The organism is Paraburkholderia sp. GAS448 (assembly GCF_050435685.1).
Taxonomy (GTDB): domain Bacteria; phylum Pseudomonadota; class Gammaproteobacteria; order Burkholderiales; family Burkholderiaceae; genus Paraburkholderia.
Genome location: NZ_JBNDKT010000019.1, coordinates 90,518 through 108,354, shown reverse-complemented (window position 1 = coordinate 108,354; position 17,837 = coordinate 90,518). Strand labels below are relative to the sequence as shown.

Below are 17,837 nucleotides of genomic sequence, written 5' to 3'. Positions count from 1 at the left end.
GCCCGGTGCTCGCCTCAATTCGCGAGCACCCGCGCGTCTGGTCTGCGGCAAATATTTCTTCAAGAAGCACACTAAAAACTACTCAGGAGACGGCAGATGATTGCCCGGAATTTAATCAGAATAATAATTTTTGTTTGCGGTGCCTTCGCGATTTCGACTTTTGCAAATGCAACAGAGGGGGGCGGTTCGATATATCCAACCGGTGCTGAAGCATATTCTTGCTGCGCCGTGCCCCCGCCGGGCCTCTACGGGATTGTTTATTCAGAATACAACGAAGGCAGTTCCTTCAGAGATAACAACGGAAATGCCATCCCAATACCTGGATTCAAAGTAACTTCCGTAGCAATTGTCCCAAGACTCATCTGGGTGACCCATGAGCAGATCCTCGGCGCCTCGCTGGTTTTCCATGGTCTGCTGCCACTTGTCAATCTCGACGTTAAAGAGGCCGGTTCAAGTCAAAGCAAGACGGGGGTCGGCGATGCATCGTTCGGCACGGCTTTGGGGTGGCATCTCAGCCCACAGTTGCATATGGTAGCTGGACTCGATGTATTCGCACCAACGGGTTCTTACAATAAAAATGATCTTGCAAATATCGGCAGAAGTTATTGGGCATTTCAGCCACTCATTGGGGTTTCGTACATCGACCCGCGAGGATTCAACGGTGACCTGAAGGTCATGTATAACATCAATACGATAAACGCGGCGACGAGCTATACCTCAGGCCATGAATTGATCATGGACTATGATGCGGGATATGGAATTGGTCATGGATGGGTTGTCGGAATCGGTGGATATTTCTACCAGCAACTCACCAATGACAAACAAAACGGGCAAACCATCCTGAACAACAAGGGTAGAGCATTGGCAATCGGTCCATCAATCAAGTATGGCAGCGAAAAGGGCTGGCTCGTCACCCTGAAATATGAACTCGATACGGAAGTCAGAAACCGGGTCCAGGGTAAGGCTCTATGGCTTAAGGCTGTGTTCCCTCTCGGATGACGCTGTCAGTGCGGGCGTTCCGCCCGTCATTTGCGGAGACCGCGCGTGGCTCCAATGCCATCGGTTCTGGCATAGTGAACCTGCGATGCGTAGTCGATCCGATGAACAGAGAACCGCCCGCTGGGGGCGCTTCACGAGCCGTCTGTGAACTTTCGCCGTTAAGGAGCCAAACCGCTTTCGGCATAAAGGCGCCAGGGACTTTTCGGCGTTTAGGCGCCACAAGTCTTTCGGCGTATAGGCGCCAGTAGATTTTCGCCGTAAAGGCGCCACTGGCGTCTGAGTCGGGCGCTCGAACTTCGCCAACCGCTACCCTCCCGGCACGCATTTGCTCCAGAGGGTGGCTTGAAGAGGAAGTTCGAGATGTACCAATATCGACAGGTTCTGGTGCGAATGCGCCAGGGTGACTCCGACCGGGATATCGACCGGTCGAAGATCATGGGCCGTAAGAAGCTGGCAGCCGTGCGGGAGATCGCAACCGAGCGCGGGTGGCTTCCCTTAGCAATTGCGACTGTCCGGCATCCTGGACACGCTCGAAGCGCGCAACCGTGAAGCCATCGACCGTACCCGACAAGGAATCGATCATGGTTGCCTACGCGATCGACATGGGTGAAGTGGAACTGTTTGGCAAGATCGGCACAATGCAAATTGATGTGGACCGGCTCTGCAAACGACTGCAGGCGAAGGCGCGACACATCTCTGTCGTCTATGAGGCGGGCTCCTGCGGCTACGGTCTGTACCGGCGGCTGGTCGACAAAAGGTTCGACTGCATGGTGTGCGCGCCATCCCTCATTCCACGCAAGCCGGGCGAGCGCGTCAAGACGGACCGGCGCGACGCAATCAAACTCGTGCGTTCGCTGCGAGCCGGTGACCTGTCTGCCGTCCATGTGCCGACGGTGGAAGACGAAGCATTTCGCGATCTGGCCCGGGCGTGGTCAGTTGCCAGGGAGGACCTGAAGGCAGCACGCTGTCGATTGAAGTCGTTCCTGCTCTCGCATGGCGTGCATTATCTCGGTCGTCCAGACTGGGGGCCGAGCCACCGGCGCTGGCTGAGTACGTTCTCGTTCGACAGTACCTGGCAGCAACTGGCATTCAATGAACACCGTCGCACGATCGAGGATCGCCTGGCGCAACGCGAACGGCTGGAGGTGGCGCTGCGTGAGGCTGTTGCCCACTGGCGGTTCTATCCCGCTGTACTGGCTCTTCAAGCCATGCGCGGCATCCAGTTCACGTCCGCGGTCGGACTGGTATCCGAACTGGGTGACCTGTCACGATTCGAGCACCCGCGACAGTTGATGGCGTGGCTCGGGGTCACCCCCTCGGAACACTCGTCAGGCGGCAAACGGCGACAAGGCAGCATTACGAAGACCGGCAACAGTTACCCGCTCATCCCTTGCTCCTCTCCGCCTTCGTGCTGGCAGATTCCGCCTCACCTCGCGGTTCGGCGTACCGGTTATCCGGCGGCTACGTTGTCCCCAGAGCTTCATACCAAGCTGTTGCCGGCTCAGCATGTCCGGGTAGGGAACGGTTGATGGAACAACCGGTTTCATCAGGTCATACCTTCTCCAGTGAAACAGGAACTCAAGCGACTTCCAGGTCGCACGTGAACGTCCAGTCCCACGTACAACGTGCTATCGTTTCCCACGCTGGCCTCCGTGTCGGAACAGACCGTTGAGTGGCGCTTCCGTCCCCACTCAATGCGGCTCTGGCAGCAATGCTAACCCGCGCTTACATCCCCACGGCGGCCAGCCTTGCCGACGGGAGTCATACTGACTTGCTTGGAAAACCTCCTATTTTCTACTTGGCACATCGATGCCGTTGGCCCGTGAGGGCTCACCTCCCTTGCTCTCACGTTCGTGGGTGGGCGCGTTCATTTCATTCATTCAGGTATCGGCCTTAGTGAGGCGGCTACAGGCCGCATTCCTGACGTTCACTCGTCGGCACCTGCGAGTGACAGCTCTCGCAGCAAGCGGATGGGTACTTGTGACCCACTGCCGCCGGTCGCGCTGTCAGGGGTTCAACGGCCGGTAACAGAGTGGTCCGGTCATCCACACCAGCTTCTCGGGGACAGCAGTTCGGCCATAACAGCCGGTCGAGCTTTTTCATAGCTGCCATTCGGCAACGTCCGCTTTCTCGCACCGGAGAGCTGGCGCTTTCGACCCAGGCGGACATCGCCGTAGCACGAGGTCTGCGCAGCTGCACGCGTTTCAACGCTGAGGGATGCAACAGTTGTCAGCGGCGGCCCATTTCCCCTTGCGTATCTGCCGAGCCGGCTTGGGAGCCAGAAAGAATCAAGGCTATCAGATGCGCGTTTGATTGCGCAAAGCGGATTCGCGTGCGCGCTTAGCTCAGCTTCTCAAGCAGTGTCGCGAGTTCCAACTGCTGCGCTGAGTTTAACCGTGCCAGCCGGGCACCGAACGCGTTCGACAGGAGCGCAAGCCCGCGCGCCATCGTCTTGCGCCCCTCGGGTGTAAGGATGAGGCGGTGGCGACGCAGATCCGCGCCATCGATTTCACGGCGCAGAAAGCCCGCAGCTTCGAGCCGCTTGACGTACATCGTCACGGTGGGCTTCGGCATGCTGAGGACGCCGGCCAGTTCCGCGGGGTGCGGGTGCGCGTCAACCTCAGCGAGCACGAACAGCTCTTTCGTCTCCAGCCCGAGCTCGGTGATGTCAGGCGCGACGCTGGTGATCACCGACATCAAGAGCCGGTAATTGAGGGACCAAATCTTTCCGACATCGATTTTGGGCATGGGCACTTGCTATTTGTTTAAGAATAAACTATCGTGAATTGGAACTAGCGCAAAATTGTACCATAGTAGCAACTCGGAGAGCGCCATGCCCCTCGATCACTATATTACCCTCGGCCGTTCAGGGCTGCGTGTGAGCCCGTTCTGTCTCGGCGCGATGACCTTCGGTGAAGACCTTGGCTGGGGTTCCAGCGTCGAGGAGTCTCAACAGATCATCGACCGCTTTATCGAGTTCGGCGGCAATTTCATCGATACCGCAAACTTCTACACGAGAGGTCATTCCGAAAAGATCATCGGCGACCACGTGGGGCGCCACAGCGCTCGGCGCGACCGGCTCGTCATCGCCACGAAGTTCAGCGGCAACCTATACCCCGGGGATCCCAACGGCGGCGGATCTGGCCGGAAGTCGATCATTGCGGCGTGCGAAAACTCGCTACGCCGCCTGCAGACGGACTACATCGATCTGTACTGGTTGCATAACTGGGACGTGCACACACCTATCGAAGAGACGATGGCCGCGCTCGAAGATCTCGTGCGCGCCGGCAAGGTGCGCTACCTCGGCGTCTCCGATACACCCGCGTGGAAGATCGCCGAGGCGAACGTCACGGCGCGCTTCCGTGGCTGGTCCGCGTTCGTCGGGCTGCAGATCGAATACTCGCTGCTTGAGCGGACCGTCGAGCAGGAGCTCGTGCCGATGGCTCGCGAGTTCGGCGTCGGTATTACGCCGTGGTCGCCCCTCAAGGGCGGCGTACTCAGCGGCAAATACACGCGACACAACGCCGGCCAGATCAAGCCAGATCGCTTCATCGCTGACACCGTCTTCACCGAGAAGACCTACGCGATCGTGGACGAGCTGGACATCATCGCCAAGGCGCACGAGAGCACGGTCGCGCGCGTCGCACTGGCCTGGCTTCAGGCGCAGCCCGGCGTGACCTCGACGATCATCGGCGCGCGACGGCTCGCACAGCTCGAGGACAACCTGAAGGCGCTCGACGTCAAACTGTCGACCGAGGAACTCGGCCGGCTCGACGCGCTGACGAAGCCCACGTTCAGCTTCCCCCAGAGCATACAGCCTTGGTTTTCGGCCCTCCACAACGGCGGTACCTCAGTGAACGGCGTCAACGCGCCGCCGACGCCTTTCGAGCTGAAAAAGGGCGACAAGATCTACTGACAATCAGGGCTTTCTTTTGGTCGGCTGAGCGCCCTGCTACTGGGTAAACAATGACTTCTGGCATAACGCTCTCCTGCTGGTTGGCAAGGAATTGCAGTTGCAATCACACCGGTAGTGCACGGCGTGCGCTCGAGCCTGCGCAATCGTTAGATTGGGTTGGGTGACTCCGTAGATGTCGCTGGTGCGGCCACCTCCGTGAACCACTTCAACCAGGTGTCGGGGGAGCAGTAACTTGAAGAAGCGGTGATTGCCAAGTCGCTCAACTACAGACCAGAGCGAAGGCATCTCTCGCGACTTCGCCTATTGCGACTCTGTCATTCTCCTTGCTGGGCTGAAGGCACCGGACGCAGGCGCACGCCGACGATGCGCCGCGCACAGACCACCGCGGCGCATACCACCACGACGACGATCGCGAACCCCATATGGATGGCATGCGCGACAGCCGCCTGATCCCCGGCGAGCGCGCCATTGCCGGCGCCTGCGACGATACGTGCCAAGCTGCGCGAGACGAGCCTGCCGATCGTGGCCGTCCCCAGCATACCGCCCACCATCCGCGTCGACTGGATAAGCGCGGTCGTGATGCCGAAACGTGCGCGCCCACTCAACTCCTGCGCAAAAACGTTGAGGCTGTTGAAGATGAAGCCGAGGCCGACGCCTGCCGCGCCCATCGACAACGCGCCCAGCGCATGCGGGCTTGTGCTGTCGAGCATCGACGTACCGACGCAACCTGCGCCGATCAAGGCGAAGCCGACCGTGACGATCGTCATCGGGGCGCGCAAACGCGTGACGATGCGCGTGTTCGCCAGGCTGCCAAGCGCCAGGCACACCGGCAGCGGTATCACCGCGATGCCCGCCGCCTGAGGCGTCATGCCGAAGCCCGTTTGCAGCAGCAACGGCGTGAAGAACCGCGTCGACGCGGTCGCAGCCCTCTAGTTCTCCGCGGTCACGATGTACTCTGGCAGACGTCGCTGGGACTCTGCCAGGATTTCCTGCGCCTTCAAAATGACGGGCCGGTCTACCATGCGGCCGTCCACAGCAACGGCCGCTCCGTGCGAGGCAGCGGCGCCTTCGACAACCCGGCGCGCCCATTCGACATCCTTCTCGCTGGGGACGAACGCAGCATTGACCGCAGCCACCTGCCGGGGATGAATACAAAGCTTGGCGCCGAAGCCGAGCCGCTTTGCACGAATCGTGTCGCGCGTGATCTGCTCGGGATCGTCGAGCGTGGTACTGACCCCGTCCACCGGCGGAAGCAGGTTGCCGATGCGGGATGCGAAGACGATCTGTGAGCGGAAATACAGGAGCTGCTCATCGTCTCCATCGATGCCGAGGTCAAGCTGGAAATCCACATTGCCAAAGACGAGCCGCGTGGTCAGCCGGTGCTGGGCGATAGCAACCAGATTCCGAAAACCTTGGGCCGTCTCGATCATCGGCAGGATGTCGGTCGGCTTGCCGGCGAACTCGCACAGGAAGATATCGTCGATGCGTTCCGTCTTGGGCAGCATGACGGCGGCCACGGAGGGCGCACGGCATACGGCGATGTCGTCGCGAAACCATTCGCTGTTCACATCATTTACCCGCACGGCGACTGGCGTGCTGTTTGTCGACAGCCACTCGGCAAGGGCGGCCCGCGCGATCTTCTTTTCGGCGGGAGGTACGGCGTCTTCCAGATCGATAACCACAACGTCGACTCCCGACGCCGCAGCCTTGGCAAACCGGTCGGGCCGGTTGCCAGGAACGAAGAGATAGGACCGGGGTGCCAGGTCAGCCATGATGAGCCTCCAGTTTCGATTCGGGGAGCAGTTTGGGAACGACGATCGCATCGCTAATCGCCCATACGGACGCAATGGCGCGCTTGAGTTCGTCTTCGGTAGCCGCATTGCCATACAAGCCAAGCGTGAGCGCTTTATGCTCGAGTTCGGCGCGCGTGAGGGTGTTGCCTGGATCCCCCTTGGGGTCATCCACTCGACCTTCGAAAGTGTGGCCATCCTTGGTCTGCACGGTGACTTTGCCGATCCAGCGTGACGGATAGGCCGTATCGACCTCAGGGTCGAGCACCATCGAAACTTTCTTGCAGAAGTGCGCGATCCTGCTGTCCCTGTAGTGGGCGTCGAACTCACGTACGCCCGCGTGGCCGAACTCCGCGGCGATGGCGAGCACGGTGCCCATGGAGAACTTCGCCTGATGAACCGTCTGCGGATCGGTTACCGCCCCGAGGACGTCGATTGCGGCCTGGTGAACATGAGTCACCACCGTCTCGATGTCGTCCGATGCGATTTGCTCCTGCCTGATGACCTGCAGCAGCGCATCGGCCGCCGGATGGGTGTGCCGGCAGGAGGCGTGATACTTGAACGAAGTTTCACTCAGGGCCCAGCGCGTGCCGAGCGCGTCGGCGAGCTTGTCCGGATGCGTTTGCGTGGACATGCCGGCTCCCATGCCTTTGCCGCCCTCGAAGATATCTTTCGCGCCGGTGAAGCCGTCGGCCGCCAGGTAGGCCGCGAGAAGACCGTTCGCTGCAGCCTTGGCCGTATGCAGTTGCTTGGAGTCCGCAGCGTCTTTCAGGAACTCCCAGAGCCCGGCTGCCTGGGTACCGGCGGAGCCGAACGCATTCACCATCTGTTCGCCGCTCAACCGCAGAAGCCTGCCGACCGCCGCGGCGGCTGCGATCGTTCCGACCGTACCGGTGGTATGAAAAATCTTGTAGTGCGATCGACCGAGGAATTCGCCGACGCGGATACCCACTTCATAGCCCGCGACGGATGCAGCGATGAACTCCTTGCCGCTTCTTCCGAGTGCTTGAGCGGCGGCCCATGCCGCGGGGAAGACGACGGTTGCCGGGTGCAGGACTGAACTGTTGTGGAGGTCGTCCTGTTCGGCGAAGTGCGACGCCGCGCCATTGATCATTGCCGCGAAGAGCGGGCTGGTGGTTCGGCGGGAGATCAGAACTTCGCAGGGACCGGACTGCGGGCCGAAATCAAATGCGCGTTTCTGGATCGTCTCGACGGGGCGCGCTCCGCGACCAGCCAATGCGGATCCGAACCAGTCGAGGAAGAGGTCTTCCGTGCGTGCTACGACGTCCTTGGGGATCTGTTCAAACTCGAGATTGGCCGCAAACGAAGCCAGAATCTGTGTGTTGCTCATAACAGGCTTACCTTAACTGGGGAGTTATACGACGGCCGCGTCACGAAGTTCGCGGATGGCATCGTTCGAAAAGCCCAATTCGCTCAAAAGGGCTTCGGTGTGTTGGCCCAGTGCGGGGACAGGGTCGAGTCGGACATCGGATGCCGTACCGATGCCTGGTGGCAGCAAGGCCGGAATGGAGCCGGCAGGCGAGTCGATGTTCACCCAGCGATTGCGTTCGTTAAGCTGTGGATGCGCCCACACGTCAGACATGTCGTTCATCCGCGCGTTGGCAATCTGCGCGTGATCCAGCCGGCTGATGACTTCTTCCGAGGTCAGTTTGCTGAATGCCTTGGCGATGATGTCGCGCAGCGCCTCGCGTGCCGCCACCCGCTTTGAGTTGGAACTGAAGCGAGGATCGGTAGCCAGCTCGGGTGCGAGCAGAACCTTTGCGCAGAAGACGCCCCACTCACGCTCGTTCTGCAAGCCCAGCATGACGGTCTTTGCGTCCCCAGCAGGGAAAGGGCCATAGGGGTAGATGGTCGCGTGAGCGGCTCCAGCGCGAGGCGGCGGCGATGCGCCATCGAACGCGTAGTAAAGGGGATACGTCATCCACTCCACCATGCTCTCGAGCATCGAGACGTCGATTTCTCTTCCCAAACCCGTCTTCGAACGTTGCAGAAGCGCGGCGAGGATGTTCGTATAGGCGTACATCCCTGCAGCGATATCGGCGATGGAACAGCCGGCCTTCGCAGGCGAGTCCGGGCCGCCAGTAATCGAAAGAAAACCGGACTCGCTCTGGATCAGCAAATCGTAGGCTTTCTTGTCGCGATACGGACCATCGGAGCCGTAACCCGAGATGTTGCAGACAATCAGGCGGGGATACTTCGTACGCAACGCTTCATACGACAGCCCCAGTCGCGCTGCAGCGCCGGGTGCCAGATTCTGCACCAGCACGTCGGTATCTTCGAGCAAGCGCTCGAAGATACCCTGCGCCTGCGGGGCCTTGACGTCCAGCGTGAGGCTTTCCTTCGAGCGGTTGCACCATACAAAGTGCGAGGCCATGCCGTGTACACGCTCGTCGTAGGCGCGCGCGAAGTCACCTGTACCGGGGCGCTCGATCTTGATCACGCGTGCGCCGAGATCGGCGAGTTGACGGGTGCAAAACGGTGCTGCAATCGCGTGTTCGAGGGTAATAACCTTCACGCCGTCCAGCGGTTTCATGTCCAGCCCCTTAGAAAGAACGCGGCAGCCCGAGCAGATGCTCGGCTACATACGAAAGAATGAGATTGGTCGAGATCGGCGCGACCTGATAGAGGCGTGTTTCGCGGAATTTGCGTTCCACGTCGTATTCGTTCGCAAAGCCGAAGCCACCGTGGAACTGCAGACACGCGTTGGCGGCTTCCCAGGAAGCGTCCGCAGCCAGCAGCTTTGCCATGTTGGCTTGCGCGCCGGCCGGTTGTTTGGCATCGAAAAGCTCGCAGGCCTTATAGCGCATCAGGCTTGCCGCTTCGACGTTGACGTGTGCGCGGGCGATCGGAAACTGCACGCCCTGGTTCTGTCCGATCGGGCGGCCGAAGACGACGCGTTCTTTGACATACGTACAAACCTTGTCGAGGAACCAGTAGCCGTCGCCGATACACTCGGCAGCAATCAGTGTCCGCTCGGCATTCAGCCCATCAAGGATGTACTTGAAGCCTTTGCCTTCTTCACCAATCAGGTTTTCGGCGGGAATCTCGAGGTTGTCGAAAAAGAGCTCGTTAGTCTCGTGATTCACCATGTTCGGGATCGGGCGAACTGTCATGCCTTGCTCGACCGCGTGATGCAGGTCGACCAGAAATATCGACATGCCCTCGGACTTTTTGGCGACCCGATCGATTGGTATGGTCCGCGCCAGCAGAATCATCAGATCGGAGTGTTGAATCCGCGAGATCCAGACCTTCTGACCGTTGACGATATACCGGTCGCCCTTGCGAACTGCAGTCGTCTTGAGACTGGTGGTGTCGGTGCCCGTGGTCGGCTCGGTCACACCCATCGATTGAAGCCGCAACTTTCCGCTAGCGATTTCCGGCAGGTAGCGAGCCTTTTGCTCGGCGGAGCCGTGTCTGAGCAACGTCCCCATGTTGTACATCTGCCCGTGGCACGCGCCGGAATTGCCGCCGCTGCGGTTGATCTCCTCCATGATCACCGACGCTTCGGTTAGCCCTAGTCCCGAGCCGCCATATTCCTGCGGAATCAGCGCGGCAAGCCAACCGGCGTCGGTCAGGGCTTGCACAAAGGTCTCGGGATAGGCGCGCTCCTCATCGACCTTGCGGAAATACTCGGCAGGGAAGTTGGAACACAGATCGCGAACCGCTTCGCGAATGTCCTGATAGGGATCAACGTTAGCCAGCACTTGTCTCTACTCCTTCGGTTTCATTTTTGAAAAGCACGCGCAGGTGCCGTTAGCGTTGCCGCTGCATCGACGCACAACACGCCTTCGGAATTGGCAGCCCAAAGCCTCACCTCGTTCGATCCGGCTGCGCGCGCGGCGTATAGATGAAAGGGGGCGTGGTCAAAGAGTGGGTTGACCGCTTTGAACGAGAAGGACGCGATCGACTCGCCGGGAAGGCTGCGTCGGACGAGATCGACCAGCAAAGTCGCGGTCAACGGCCCGTGTACGACCAGCGCGGGATAGCCTTCCTGTTCATGAGCGTAGGTGCGGTCATAGTGAATGCGATGTCCGTTGAACGTATCGGCGGAGTAGCGAAAGAGCAGAACGGGGTCGGGCACGATTTCCCGCTTCCATGTGAACTCTGTGGGCGCTGTTGGTCCGGTCGCCGCGCTATACACAGTCGTCGCGGATTCGCGATAAACAACGTCTTGCTCTTCGGAGAGCAGGGGACCTTCCGAGTCTTCCAGTTCGTGACGCAGACGCACAAATACGAGTTTTCCTGTGCGTCCTTCCTTGGCGGCGACGTCGACAATCTGGGAGGTTCTGGTGACCAGGCTGCCGACCACGAGCGGCCGCTCGAACCGGACCCGGCTGCCTGCCCACATACGGCGGGGCAATGGCACGGGCGGCAGGAATCCACCGCGTTTCGGATGCCCGTCCACGCCAACCTGCGGTTGCGAAACGATATGAGGAAAGAGCGCCCAGTGCCAAAGGGGAGGCAACGGAGAGCCGGCACGCGGCACGTCCTCGTAGTCCAGTGTAGCGGCGAGTTGTTGCGCAAGACGCGGGGAGACGAGTTCCTGCTCAGCCTGGGTTCGGCCGATCCACGTGCGCAGATAGTTGAGTTCGGTAGTCATGAGGGCATCGGATAGCGTCGTCCACGCTAGATTGCCGCACCGGCCTGCTGACTACAATTTGTGTGTGGAGAAGAGGGCTTTAAACGCAGACTAACTGCTGCCTTTCACGCCGGCTGACCCTCGCAATCGCCTTTGCATTTTTGTGTGAGGAGGTCGACGAGTTCCCGCGCGAAAGACGGCAACAGGTCGAGGTTGCGCACGCAGATCAGCAGATTGCGCTTCGCCCAGGCATCCTCGATTTCAACCAGACGGATGTTCATGGTTTTGACGTAGCGTATCGCTGACGAACGGGGCAGCACGCCGATCCCGACGTTAGCCTCGATCATGCGGCATAGCGCTTCGAAGTTGCCTACTTCAATTCGCACCTGAAGTTTCTTGTGTATATCGTGTGCTACGCGGTTCAGAAACGTGTGAATCGCGCTCGCCTCAGGCATCCCGACGAAGTCGAACTCCGTTGCCTCCTCAAATGGAATGGACGTTTTCCCGGCCAAAGGGTGTGATTCCGACACCGCCAGTATGAGCCGGTCAGAGCGATACGGCATGACTTCCAGCGATTCGGGCCTGACATTCCCCGCCACAATGCCAACGTCCGCCGTGCCCTCGCTGACGGCGCGCACCACGTCATGACTCAACCGTTCGCGAAGCTCGACGTTCACGTCGGGATGCTCGGCGAGGAAGTCACGCAGGTCGTTAGGGAGAAACTCCGTGGTCGCCGTCGTATTCGCGAAGATCCGCACATGACCTTTGACGCCGCGTGCGTACTCCTGCATGTCGCCGCGCAACTGCTCGAGCTGCGAGAGGACAACCCGCGCATGGTGAAGGAAGGCCTGGCCCGGTGGCGTGAGGGTAACCCCCTGGCTAGTCCGATACAGCAGTTTCGCCCCCATGCTTTCTTCCAGATTTTTGATCCGGGTGCTTGCTGCGGGTACAGACATATGAAACCGCTCGGCACCACGCGTCAAGCTATCCGTCTCAGCAATACATGTGAAGAGACGAAGATCAACCAGATCGAAATGCATGGCCATGTTACGTGCTCTGAATGAAGAGATGCTCCGTTGATCCAGTGTAGCAAATAGCAGAAATCAATCTGGAGAAAGCGATGTTGATCGCGCCGCTCAGGAACGAGCCGTTCGATTTGTTCGACACTGAAAGTGCCAAAGCAGACATGCAGCAGGCCCTGAAAAAAATGCGTTCCGAGTTTGACCAGACACATCCGCTGGTGATCAACAGCGAGCGGGTGCAGACCGAAGCGAAACTCGTCTCGATGAACTCATCGAATCCGGACGAGATCGTCGGCTATACAGCCAAGGCGACGACGCAGCACGGCCGTGACGTGAGCCGGAATTGAATTGCCCGCTGTCCCGACCGGTGTTCAGTTACCTGTTGCGCAACCCGGGCCGCCGACGATCTTCAGCGTATAAACCGTCGACTCGCCCAACTGCTGTGGCGCGATCGGCTCGACCAGCCACGAAGGCAACTGATTCAGGTCCAATTCGCTCGGGCCCAACTCACGCGTGGCATCCCCCGCCGTGATGGTCAGCGTGGGCAGCGATGCATGGTTGAACACGACAAAAAACAGATCGTTATACGTCAGGCTGCCGCTGGCAGTCGTTTCCTTCGTCGACGTCACCATACGTTTGACCGTGTCAGCCTCGACAATCCAGGCGTGCGCGCGGCCTCGGGTCCTAACTTCCAGTTGCAGCGTGGCGGCATCGATCTGCTGCAGCGCGGCTGACGACACGCGTGCCGGGTCCGCCGGATCGTCGTTATGCAGTGACGGGTGCATGAGTTCGTCACCGGCAGGATCTTCGATCCGGTATAGATGGCTATCGACCTGTTCGCGCCGGCACAAGGGATAACAGCTGGCCTGGGGCACGTCGATACGCTTGACCAGATGGCCGTCGCTCACGAGCTTGGTTCGGTCGACAAACTCGGTGACTTCGTAACGGCCCGCATCGCCGGCGATGCAACGGGCGGCTTGAGGCGACGCGGGGCCGCTGACCGCTGGCGCGGCGGCATGCGCGAGCGCCATCGGCAGACACCAAGCTGCAATGGACCATGTGAGTGCTCTCATCGACGCTCCGGCAGGTGACGCTGACCCACGACGTCGCTGCGCGCCCGCACCCGCCTCATTCAAATCAGCTTCAGATCGGTTCAGCCCGGCTCACGTGTAGCGGCCTCGAATTCCTTCAGATCGAAACCCGGCTCGGCTGCTTGCGCGATCGTTGGCAAGGCGGCGCGGGCCAGCAGCTTGCGAGACGCCATATGGTCGCCCGGCCGGTTACACGACTCTACGGCGATCAGACGACCGGAGCGGAAGCACAACACGCTCAGTTGGCGACTCTCGCTCGAGCCCAGCAGGACCGTTTCGTCATGGCCATCGGAGAGCCCCGCGATCTGCAGTTTCAGGTCGCCCTGGTCGCTCCAGAACCACGGCAGCGCAGTGTAAGCCACCGGCTTGCCCGTCAGGCGTGCCGCCACATTGCGCGCCTGGTCGACGGCATTTTGCACCGACTCCAGGCGGATCGGCGCGCCGCTCCACGCAGACGGAAAACTGACGGCGTCGCCGATGGCTGAAATTGACGGATCGCTGGTCAGCAACTGCGCGTCGACGCAGATGCCGTTCTGCACGGCGAGGCCCGCATCGGCGGCGAGGTCGGTGTTGGGCAGCACGCCGATCCCGTAGACGACCAGTTGCGCGGGCAGACGGCGGCCGTCGCCCGTTTCCACGGCCACTATCCGGCCGTTGTCGCCGACCAGCCGCTCGACGGTTTGGCCGAAGTCGAATTTCACGCCCCAGCCGGTATGCGCGGCGCTGAACAGCGTCGACATATGAGTGGAGAGGGCGCGCGCCATCGGCCGCGTTCCGAGTTCGACCACGTGGACCGATAGGCCTTTGGCCGCCGCTACGGCCGCGAATTCGAGGCCGATGAAGCCGGCGCCGATTACGACCACGTCGCGCGCGACCCCCACACGCGGCGCGAGCGCATCGGCATGCTCCAGCGTGCGGATGCCGAATACGCCGTCGAGTTCGATTCCCTCGATGGGCGGAACACGGTTGCGTGCGCCCATGGCGAGCACCAGATGGTCGTACGGCACACGCTCGCCGCTCGCCAGTTCCACGCGCTGCGCCTCGCGATCGATCCACGTGACCTGCGCTTCGACCCGCGCGAGACGCTGCTGCTCGAACCATTCGTGAGTGCGAAAGCGCAGCGCCGTAGCGCCGATCTTGCCGAGCAGGTAAGCCTTCGACAACGGTGGACGCTGGTAGGGCACACCGGGCTCGTCACCGATCAGCGTGATGCTGCCTTCAAAACCTTCCTGCCGCAGCGAGGCCGCGGTCTGATATCCGGCCTGGCCCGCACCGACAATGACGACGTTATTCAATGACATGAGAGGATCGAGAGTATGAGTAATCAGGCCAGATTCAGCGAATCGAATTTCGGGTAACGGCCGAGCGGCAGCAGCGTGATCGCGCCGAGCAGAAAGGCGGTGCCGCAGATCGACAGCATCGTCGTGTATGAGCCGGTCACGGTGTAGATCCGGCCAAACAGCCACGGCGCCAATGCCGACGCAATGGTGATCAGCGCGATATGCACGCCGAAGAGACGCCCGTAGTCGCGCATGCCGAAGTAACGCGCCATCAGGTACGCGGCAATGTCGAACTCGGCGCCGGCACCGAGGCCGATCAACAGCGTGGCAAGCGCGAGCGTGCCGGCGTGATCGGCACCGGTGGTGGATAGCAGCAGACAGCCCAGGGCGGGCGTGGCCAGCGCGACGGCAGCGACCGCGGGCGCCCACAAACGGTCGATCAGATAGCCGACGAGCAGTCGGCCACCGATCAGCGAGAGCCCGAAGCTGCCGAAAATATGACTGGCTTCGGCAGCTGAAAGCCCTTTGTCGCGCAGGAGCGGCGCGGTGTTGCTGACCATCGAGACGGTCGCAGCTACCACGAGCGAAAGGGCAATGTTGAGCGTCCAGAAGCGCGCCGAACCAATCGCGTCACGGAACGCGAGCCCCGTGTGCGCCCGCACTGGTGGCGCCGCGCGATGGCCGGCGGCACGCTCGCCACGGCCGGCAGAGGCGTCTTGCCCGGCCGGTGTCTGCAACCACATCAGCACGAGCGGCAACACCAGAATCAACGGCAGCGCCGCAAGCAAAAGAAATGCCGCTTGCCAGTTCCAGCGGCCGATCACCCACGTCACCGCCGTCGGAATCAGAATCGCCGAGAGGCCTGTGCCCGATAGCATCACGGCAAGTGCCAGGCCGCGATTGCGCTCGAACCACAGGTTGACCAGATGCGTCCACGTGATGTGCATCGTGCCCATGCCGGCGATCGGCAGCAGCGTGCACATCAGATAGAGCCAGCCGATCGAGTGGCCCATCACCTGCATCAGCGACATCAACGCGTAGACGACAGCAAGTCCGATCAGCGACGCGATCGTCACATGCCGCATCCCATAGCGTTCATTGAGCCAGCCGACAATTTGCGCGCCGATCACGGCGCCGCCGAACAGAAAGCTGATCGCCGGTTGCAATTCACCGCGGCTCCAGCCAAGTGCATGTTGAAGCGGAATCACCAGCGAACCGAACGCATACAGCAGCGAAGCGTTGGCGGCCACGCCGAGCCCGAGCATTGCCATCAGCACGGGGCGCCAGCCGGCGCGGAATTCGGTGAGGTCGATGGCGGCGGATTGAGACGGGTCAGAGGGGGACATCGGCGGTTCCTTTACGGATCGGCAAGCGGCCACTGTGCGCGCAAAACGCGCTTGGGAAGCAGCCCGCCGCGCGTGTTATATTTCAGATAGAGAAAACAATTCTATATATAGATTGATTCGGATAACTCGGTAGATGCCCTGGGATGGCACGCGGTTGGCTGGGCCATCGGCCTTAAGCTGAGCCGTGTCATTCCTTGACCAGCAGCACGCTGGCACCGAGCGGTCCACCGCCCGCCGCGGCAATCGCCACCTCGTGCGGCGCGACCTGGCGTTCGCCGCCTCGGCCCCACAACTGCGTGCAGGCTTCGTGCACGTAGCCGAGGCCGTGCGTACGTCCGCCGGACAGCTGCCCACCGTTGGTGTTCAACGGCAACTGGCCGTCGCGCACGATACGCTGGCCGCCTTCGACAAACGCGCCGCTCTCGCCGCGCGGGCAGAGGCCGAGTCCTTCCATCCATAGCATCGTCAGGATCGAAAAGCCGTCGTAGAGCTGTGCATTGCCGACGTCCTTCGGCTTCAGATCGGTACGCGACCACAGCATGCGTCCGACGTCGAAGCAGGCGATCTCCGTCAACGAAATCTGATCCCACGACCACGGCTGATGCAGCGCGGAGCCGATGGCTTCGAGCCGGATCGGCGCGTTCGGCCCGTTGCGTGCAAGGTCGGCGCGTGACAGCACGATGGCCGTGGACGCGTCGCAATGCACGTCGCAATCGAACATGCGCAGCGGCGTGGAGATCGTGCGTGACGCGAGGTAGTCGTCCATCGTCATCGCATCGCGAAACACCGCTTTCGGATTGAGCATCGCGTTGGCACGACAGGTCAGCGGAATCTGTGCAAGTTGCTCGGGCGTAGTGCCGTACTCGTGAAAGTGACGTTGTGCATACAGCGCCATCAGGTTGATGCCGGAGACGACATTGAAGGGCGTATACCACTGCCAGAAATAGCTGCCGTCGCGGCCCACTGTCTTGTTGGTGAGCGCGCTGGCGGTCTTGCTTTTGAGGCGCGCGCTTGCCTCGGTAATGGTGCGGAACACCAGCACGTGTTTGCACAGGCCCGCAGCGATCGCCATCGCGCCGTTTACCAGACCCGTGAGCGGCCCGGGCCCTTCGTAGCCCGCGCCATACCAGTTCACCTTCAGGCCGAGCACATTCATCAGCGCATTTGGGCCCACCGGCGAGAACGGGTTGCCGTTGTCGTTGTCGCCGGGCCAACACGAAATCCCGTCGATGTCCTCGCGAGTGAGACCGGCATCGGCGATCGCTTCGAGCGCGGCATCCACGCTCAACTGCATGGCCGTACGGTTCGACGGGCGGCCCACTTCCGACTGGCCGATGCCGCTGATCGCCACGTTCTTCTCGAACAGGTTGTCGCTCATGCAACGCTCCGCTCGGGATCGGCTTCGAAGAGCGGCAGCCACACGTCTTCCTGCTGTTCAAATTTCACGCGTACCGGCATGCCGATATGTACGTCCGTGACTGCACCGCCGACGATATTCGTGACGAAACGCAGGCCTTCGCGCTCCGCGAGTTCGACGATCGCGACGACATACGGCACCGGAAGATCGGTTAGCCATGCCTGATGATTGATCGTGAAACTCACCACCTTGCCGCGTCCCGAGGCCGGCTTGGCGCCGACGTGCGACGACATGCAGCGCGGACAGAGCGGCGCGGGCGGATGAAACAGATGGCGGCATGCATCGCAGTGGTAGACGTTCAGCACGCCGTGTTCACCGCCTTGCCAGAACGGCGCGGTTTCAGCAGTCAGAAGAGGAAGTTTTCTCGGCATGGATG

15 protein-coding genes and 2 pseudogenes are annotated in these 17,837 nt (G+C 60.9%); 4 read left to right on the top strand and 13 right to left on the bottom strand.

The genetic code is table 11. From position 1 onward, the window contains the following. Positions 1-96: 96 nt before the first annotated feature. Together P3T23_RS29185 and P3T23_RS29180 are read left to right on the top strand one after the other, a co-directional pair. Positions 97-999 (top strand): SphA family protein, encoded by a 903-nt coding sequence (locus tag P3T23_RS29185; protein ID WP_429319564.1) that lies wholly within the window; start codon positions 97-99, stop codon positions 997-999. Between the two features lie 581 nt (positions 1,000-1,580). Then, positions 1,581-2,378 (top strand): annotated as a pseudogene (locus P3T23_RS29180) (IS110 family transposase); the annotation flags it as partial. Between the two features lie 961 nt (positions 2,379-3,339). Here the strand turns inward: P3T23_RS29180 and P3T23_RS29175 are convergent. Further along, the gene (locus P3T23_RS29175) at positions 3,340-3,747 is read right to left on the bottom strand and encodes a MarR family winged helix-turn-helix transcriptional regulator (protein ID WP_429319563.1); all 408 of its coding nucleotides are present in this window, start codon (positions 3,745-3,747) and stop codon (positions 3,340-3,342) included. Between the two features lie 85 nt (positions 3,748-3,832). Here P3T23_RS29175 and P3T23_RS29170 point away from each other — a divergent pair, with 85 nt between their 5' ends. Then, positions 3,833-4,915, top strand: a complete 1,083-nt coding sequence (locus tag P3T23_RS29170; RefSeq protein ID WP_429319562.1) for an aldo/keto reductase — start codon at positions 3,833-3,835, stop codon at positions 4,913-4,915. Positions 4,916-5,229: 314 nt separating this feature from the next. On the opposite strand, the pseudogene P3T23_RS29165 reads toward P3T23_RS29170, so the two are convergent. The 7 genes and pseudogenes from P3T23_RS29165 to P3T23_RS29135 form a co-directional block, all read right to left on the bottom strand. Then, positions 5,230-5,817: pseudogene (locus P3T23_RS29165) on the bottom strand (MFS transporter); the annotation flags it as partial. Positions 5,818-5,844: 27 nt separating this feature from the next. Continuing rightward, positions 5,845-6,687 (bottom strand): HpcH/HpaI aldolase/citrate lyase family protein, encoded by an 843-nt coding sequence (locus tag P3T23_RS29160; protein WP_429319561.1) that lies wholly within the window; start codon positions 6,685-6,687, stop codon positions 5,845-5,847. Then, positions 6,680-8,056 (bottom strand): MmgE/PrpD family protein, encoded by a 1,377-nt coding sequence (locus P3T23_RS29155; protein WP_429319560.1) that lies wholly within the window; start codon positions 8,054-8,056, stop codon positions 6,680-6,682. The genes P3T23_RS29160 and P3T23_RS29155 overlap by 8 nt, the downstream gene beginning before the upstream one ends. 24 nt (positions 8,057-8,080) lie before the next feature. Then, the gene (locus P3T23_RS29150; RefSeq protein ID WP_429319559.1) at positions 8,081-9,259 is read right to left on the bottom strand and encodes a CaiB/BaiF CoA transferase family protein; all 1,179 of its coding nucleotides are present in this window, start codon (positions 9,257-9,259) and stop codon (positions 8,081-8,083) included. A 10-nt stretch (positions 9,260-9,269) separates the two neighbouring features. Continuing rightward, positions 9,270-10,430, bottom strand: a complete 1,161-nt coding sequence (locus P3T23_RS29145; RefSeq protein ID WP_429319558.1) for an acyl-CoA dehydrogenase family protein — start codon at positions 10,428-10,430, stop codon at positions 9,270-9,272. Between the two features lie 20 nt (positions 10,431-10,450). Next, entirely contained in the window at positions 10,451-11,326 is an 876-nt protein-coding gene (locus tag P3T23_RS29140) for an FAS1-like dehydratase domain-containing protein (RefSeq protein WP_429319557.1), read from the bottom strand. A gap of 104 nt (positions 11,327-11,430) precedes the next feature. Next, a complete protein-coding gene (locus tag P3T23_RS29135; RefSeq protein ID WP_429319556.1) occupies positions 11,431-12,351 on the bottom strand; it encodes a LysR substrate-binding domain-containing protein in 921 nt (306 codons plus the stop codon). A 74-nt stretch (positions 12,352-12,425) separates the two neighbouring features. Here P3T23_RS29135 and P3T23_RS29130 point away from each other — a divergent pair, with 74 nt between their 5' ends. Continuing rightward, on the top strand, positions 12,426-12,674 hold the full coding sequence (locus P3T23_RS29130; protein WP_429319555.1) for a hypothetical protein: 249 nt from the start codon (positions 12,426-12,428) through the stop codon (positions 12,672-12,674). Between the two features lie 24 nt (positions 12,675-12,698). Here P3T23_RS29130 and P3T23_RS29125 read toward each other — a convergent pair whose 3' ends face one another. From P3T23_RS29125 to P3T23_RS29105, 5 genes are all read right to left on the bottom strand, one after another. Further along, positions 12,699-13,400: a hypothetical protein gene (locus P3T23_RS29125; protein WP_429319554.1), complete on the bottom strand. Its 702-nt coding sequence runs from the start codon at positions 13,398-13,400 to the stop codon at positions 12,699-12,701. Between the two features lie 80 nt (positions 13,401-13,480). Beyond that, on the bottom strand, positions 13,481-14,719 hold the full coding sequence (locus P3T23_RS29120) for an NAD(P)/FAD-dependent oxidoreductase (protein ID WP_429319553.1): 1,239 nt from the start codon (positions 14,717-14,719) through the stop codon (positions 13,481-13,483). Positions 14,720-14,742: 23 nt separating this feature from the next. Further along, positions 14,743-16,044 carry an MFS transporter gene (locus P3T23_RS29115; protein ID WP_429319552.1) on the bottom strand — a complete coding sequence of 434 codons (1,302 nt, stop codon included), beginning with the start codon at positions 16,042-16,044 and terminating at the stop codon, positions 14,743-14,745. A 187-nt stretch (positions 16,045-16,231) separates the two neighbouring features. Next, a complete protein-coding gene (locus tag P3T23_RS29110) occupies positions 16,232-17,422 on the bottom strand; it encodes a thiolase family protein (protein WP_429319551.1) in 1,191 nt (396 codons plus the stop codon). Then, positions 17,419-17,832 (bottom strand): Zn-ribbon domain-containing OB-fold protein, encoded by a 414-nt coding sequence (locus P3T23_RS29105; RefSeq protein WP_429319550.1) that lies wholly within the window; start codon positions 17,830-17,832, stop codon positions 17,419-17,421. The genes P3T23_RS29110 and P3T23_RS29105 overlap by 4 nt, the downstream gene beginning before the upstream one ends. Between the last annotated feature and the right edge of the window lie 5 nt (positions 17,833-17,837).

Coding starts and splice junctions, on each gene's coding strand:
- P3T23_RS29150 (WP_429319559.1), bottom strand. CDS start 9,259: ATGAAACCGCTGGACGGCGTGAAGGTTATTACCCTCGAACACGCGATT.
- P3T23_RS29185 (WP_429319564.1), top strand. CDS start 97: ATGATTGCCCGGAATTTAATCAGAATAATAATTTTTGTTTGCGGTGCC.
- P3T23_RS29170 (WP_429319562.1), top strand. CDS start 3,833: ATGCCCCTCGATCACTATATTACCCTCGGCCGTTCAGGGCTGCGTGTG.
- P3T23_RS29115 (WP_429319552.1), bottom strand. CDS start 16,044: ATGTCCCCCTCTGACCCGTCTCAATCCGCCGCCATCGACCTCACCGAA.
- P3T23_RS29105 (WP_429319550.1), bottom strand. CDS start 17,832: ATGCCGAGAAAACTTCCTCTTCTGACTGCTGAAACCGCGCCGTTCTGG.
- P3T23_RS29120 (WP_429319553.1), bottom strand. CDS start 14,719: ATGTCATTGAATAACGTCGTCATTGTCGGTGCGGGCCAGGCCGGATAT.
- P3T23_RS29130 (WP_429319555.1), top strand. CDS start 12,426: ATGTTGATCGCGCCGCTCAGGAACGAGCCGTTCGATTTGTTCGACACT.
- P3T23_RS29155 (WP_429319560.1), bottom strand. CDS start 8,056: ATGAGCAACACACAGATTCTGGCTTCGTTTGCGGCCAATCTCGAGTTT.
- P3T23_RS29175 (WP_429319563.1), bottom strand. CDS start 3,747: ATGCCCAAAATCGATGTCGGAAAGATTTGGTCCCTCAATTACCGGCTC.
- P3T23_RS29160 (WP_429319561.1), bottom strand. CDS start 6,687: ATGGCTGACCTGGCACCCCGGTCCTATCTCTTCGTTCCTGGCAACCGG.
- P3T23_RS29110 (WP_429319551.1), bottom strand. CDS start 17,422: ATGAGCGACAACCTGTTCGAGAAGAACGTGGCGATCAGCGGCATCGGC.
- P3T23_RS29125 (WP_429319554.1), bottom strand. CDS start 13,400: ATGAGAGCACTCACATGGTCCATTGCAGCTTGGTGTCTGCCGATGGCG.
- P3T23_RS29135 (WP_429319556.1), bottom strand. CDS start 12,351: ATGGCCATGCATTTCGATCTGGTTGATCTTCGTCTCTTCACATGTATT.
- P3T23_RS29140 (WP_429319557.1), bottom strand. CDS start 11,326: ATGACTACCGAACTCAACTATCTGCGCACGTGGATCGGCCGAACCCAG.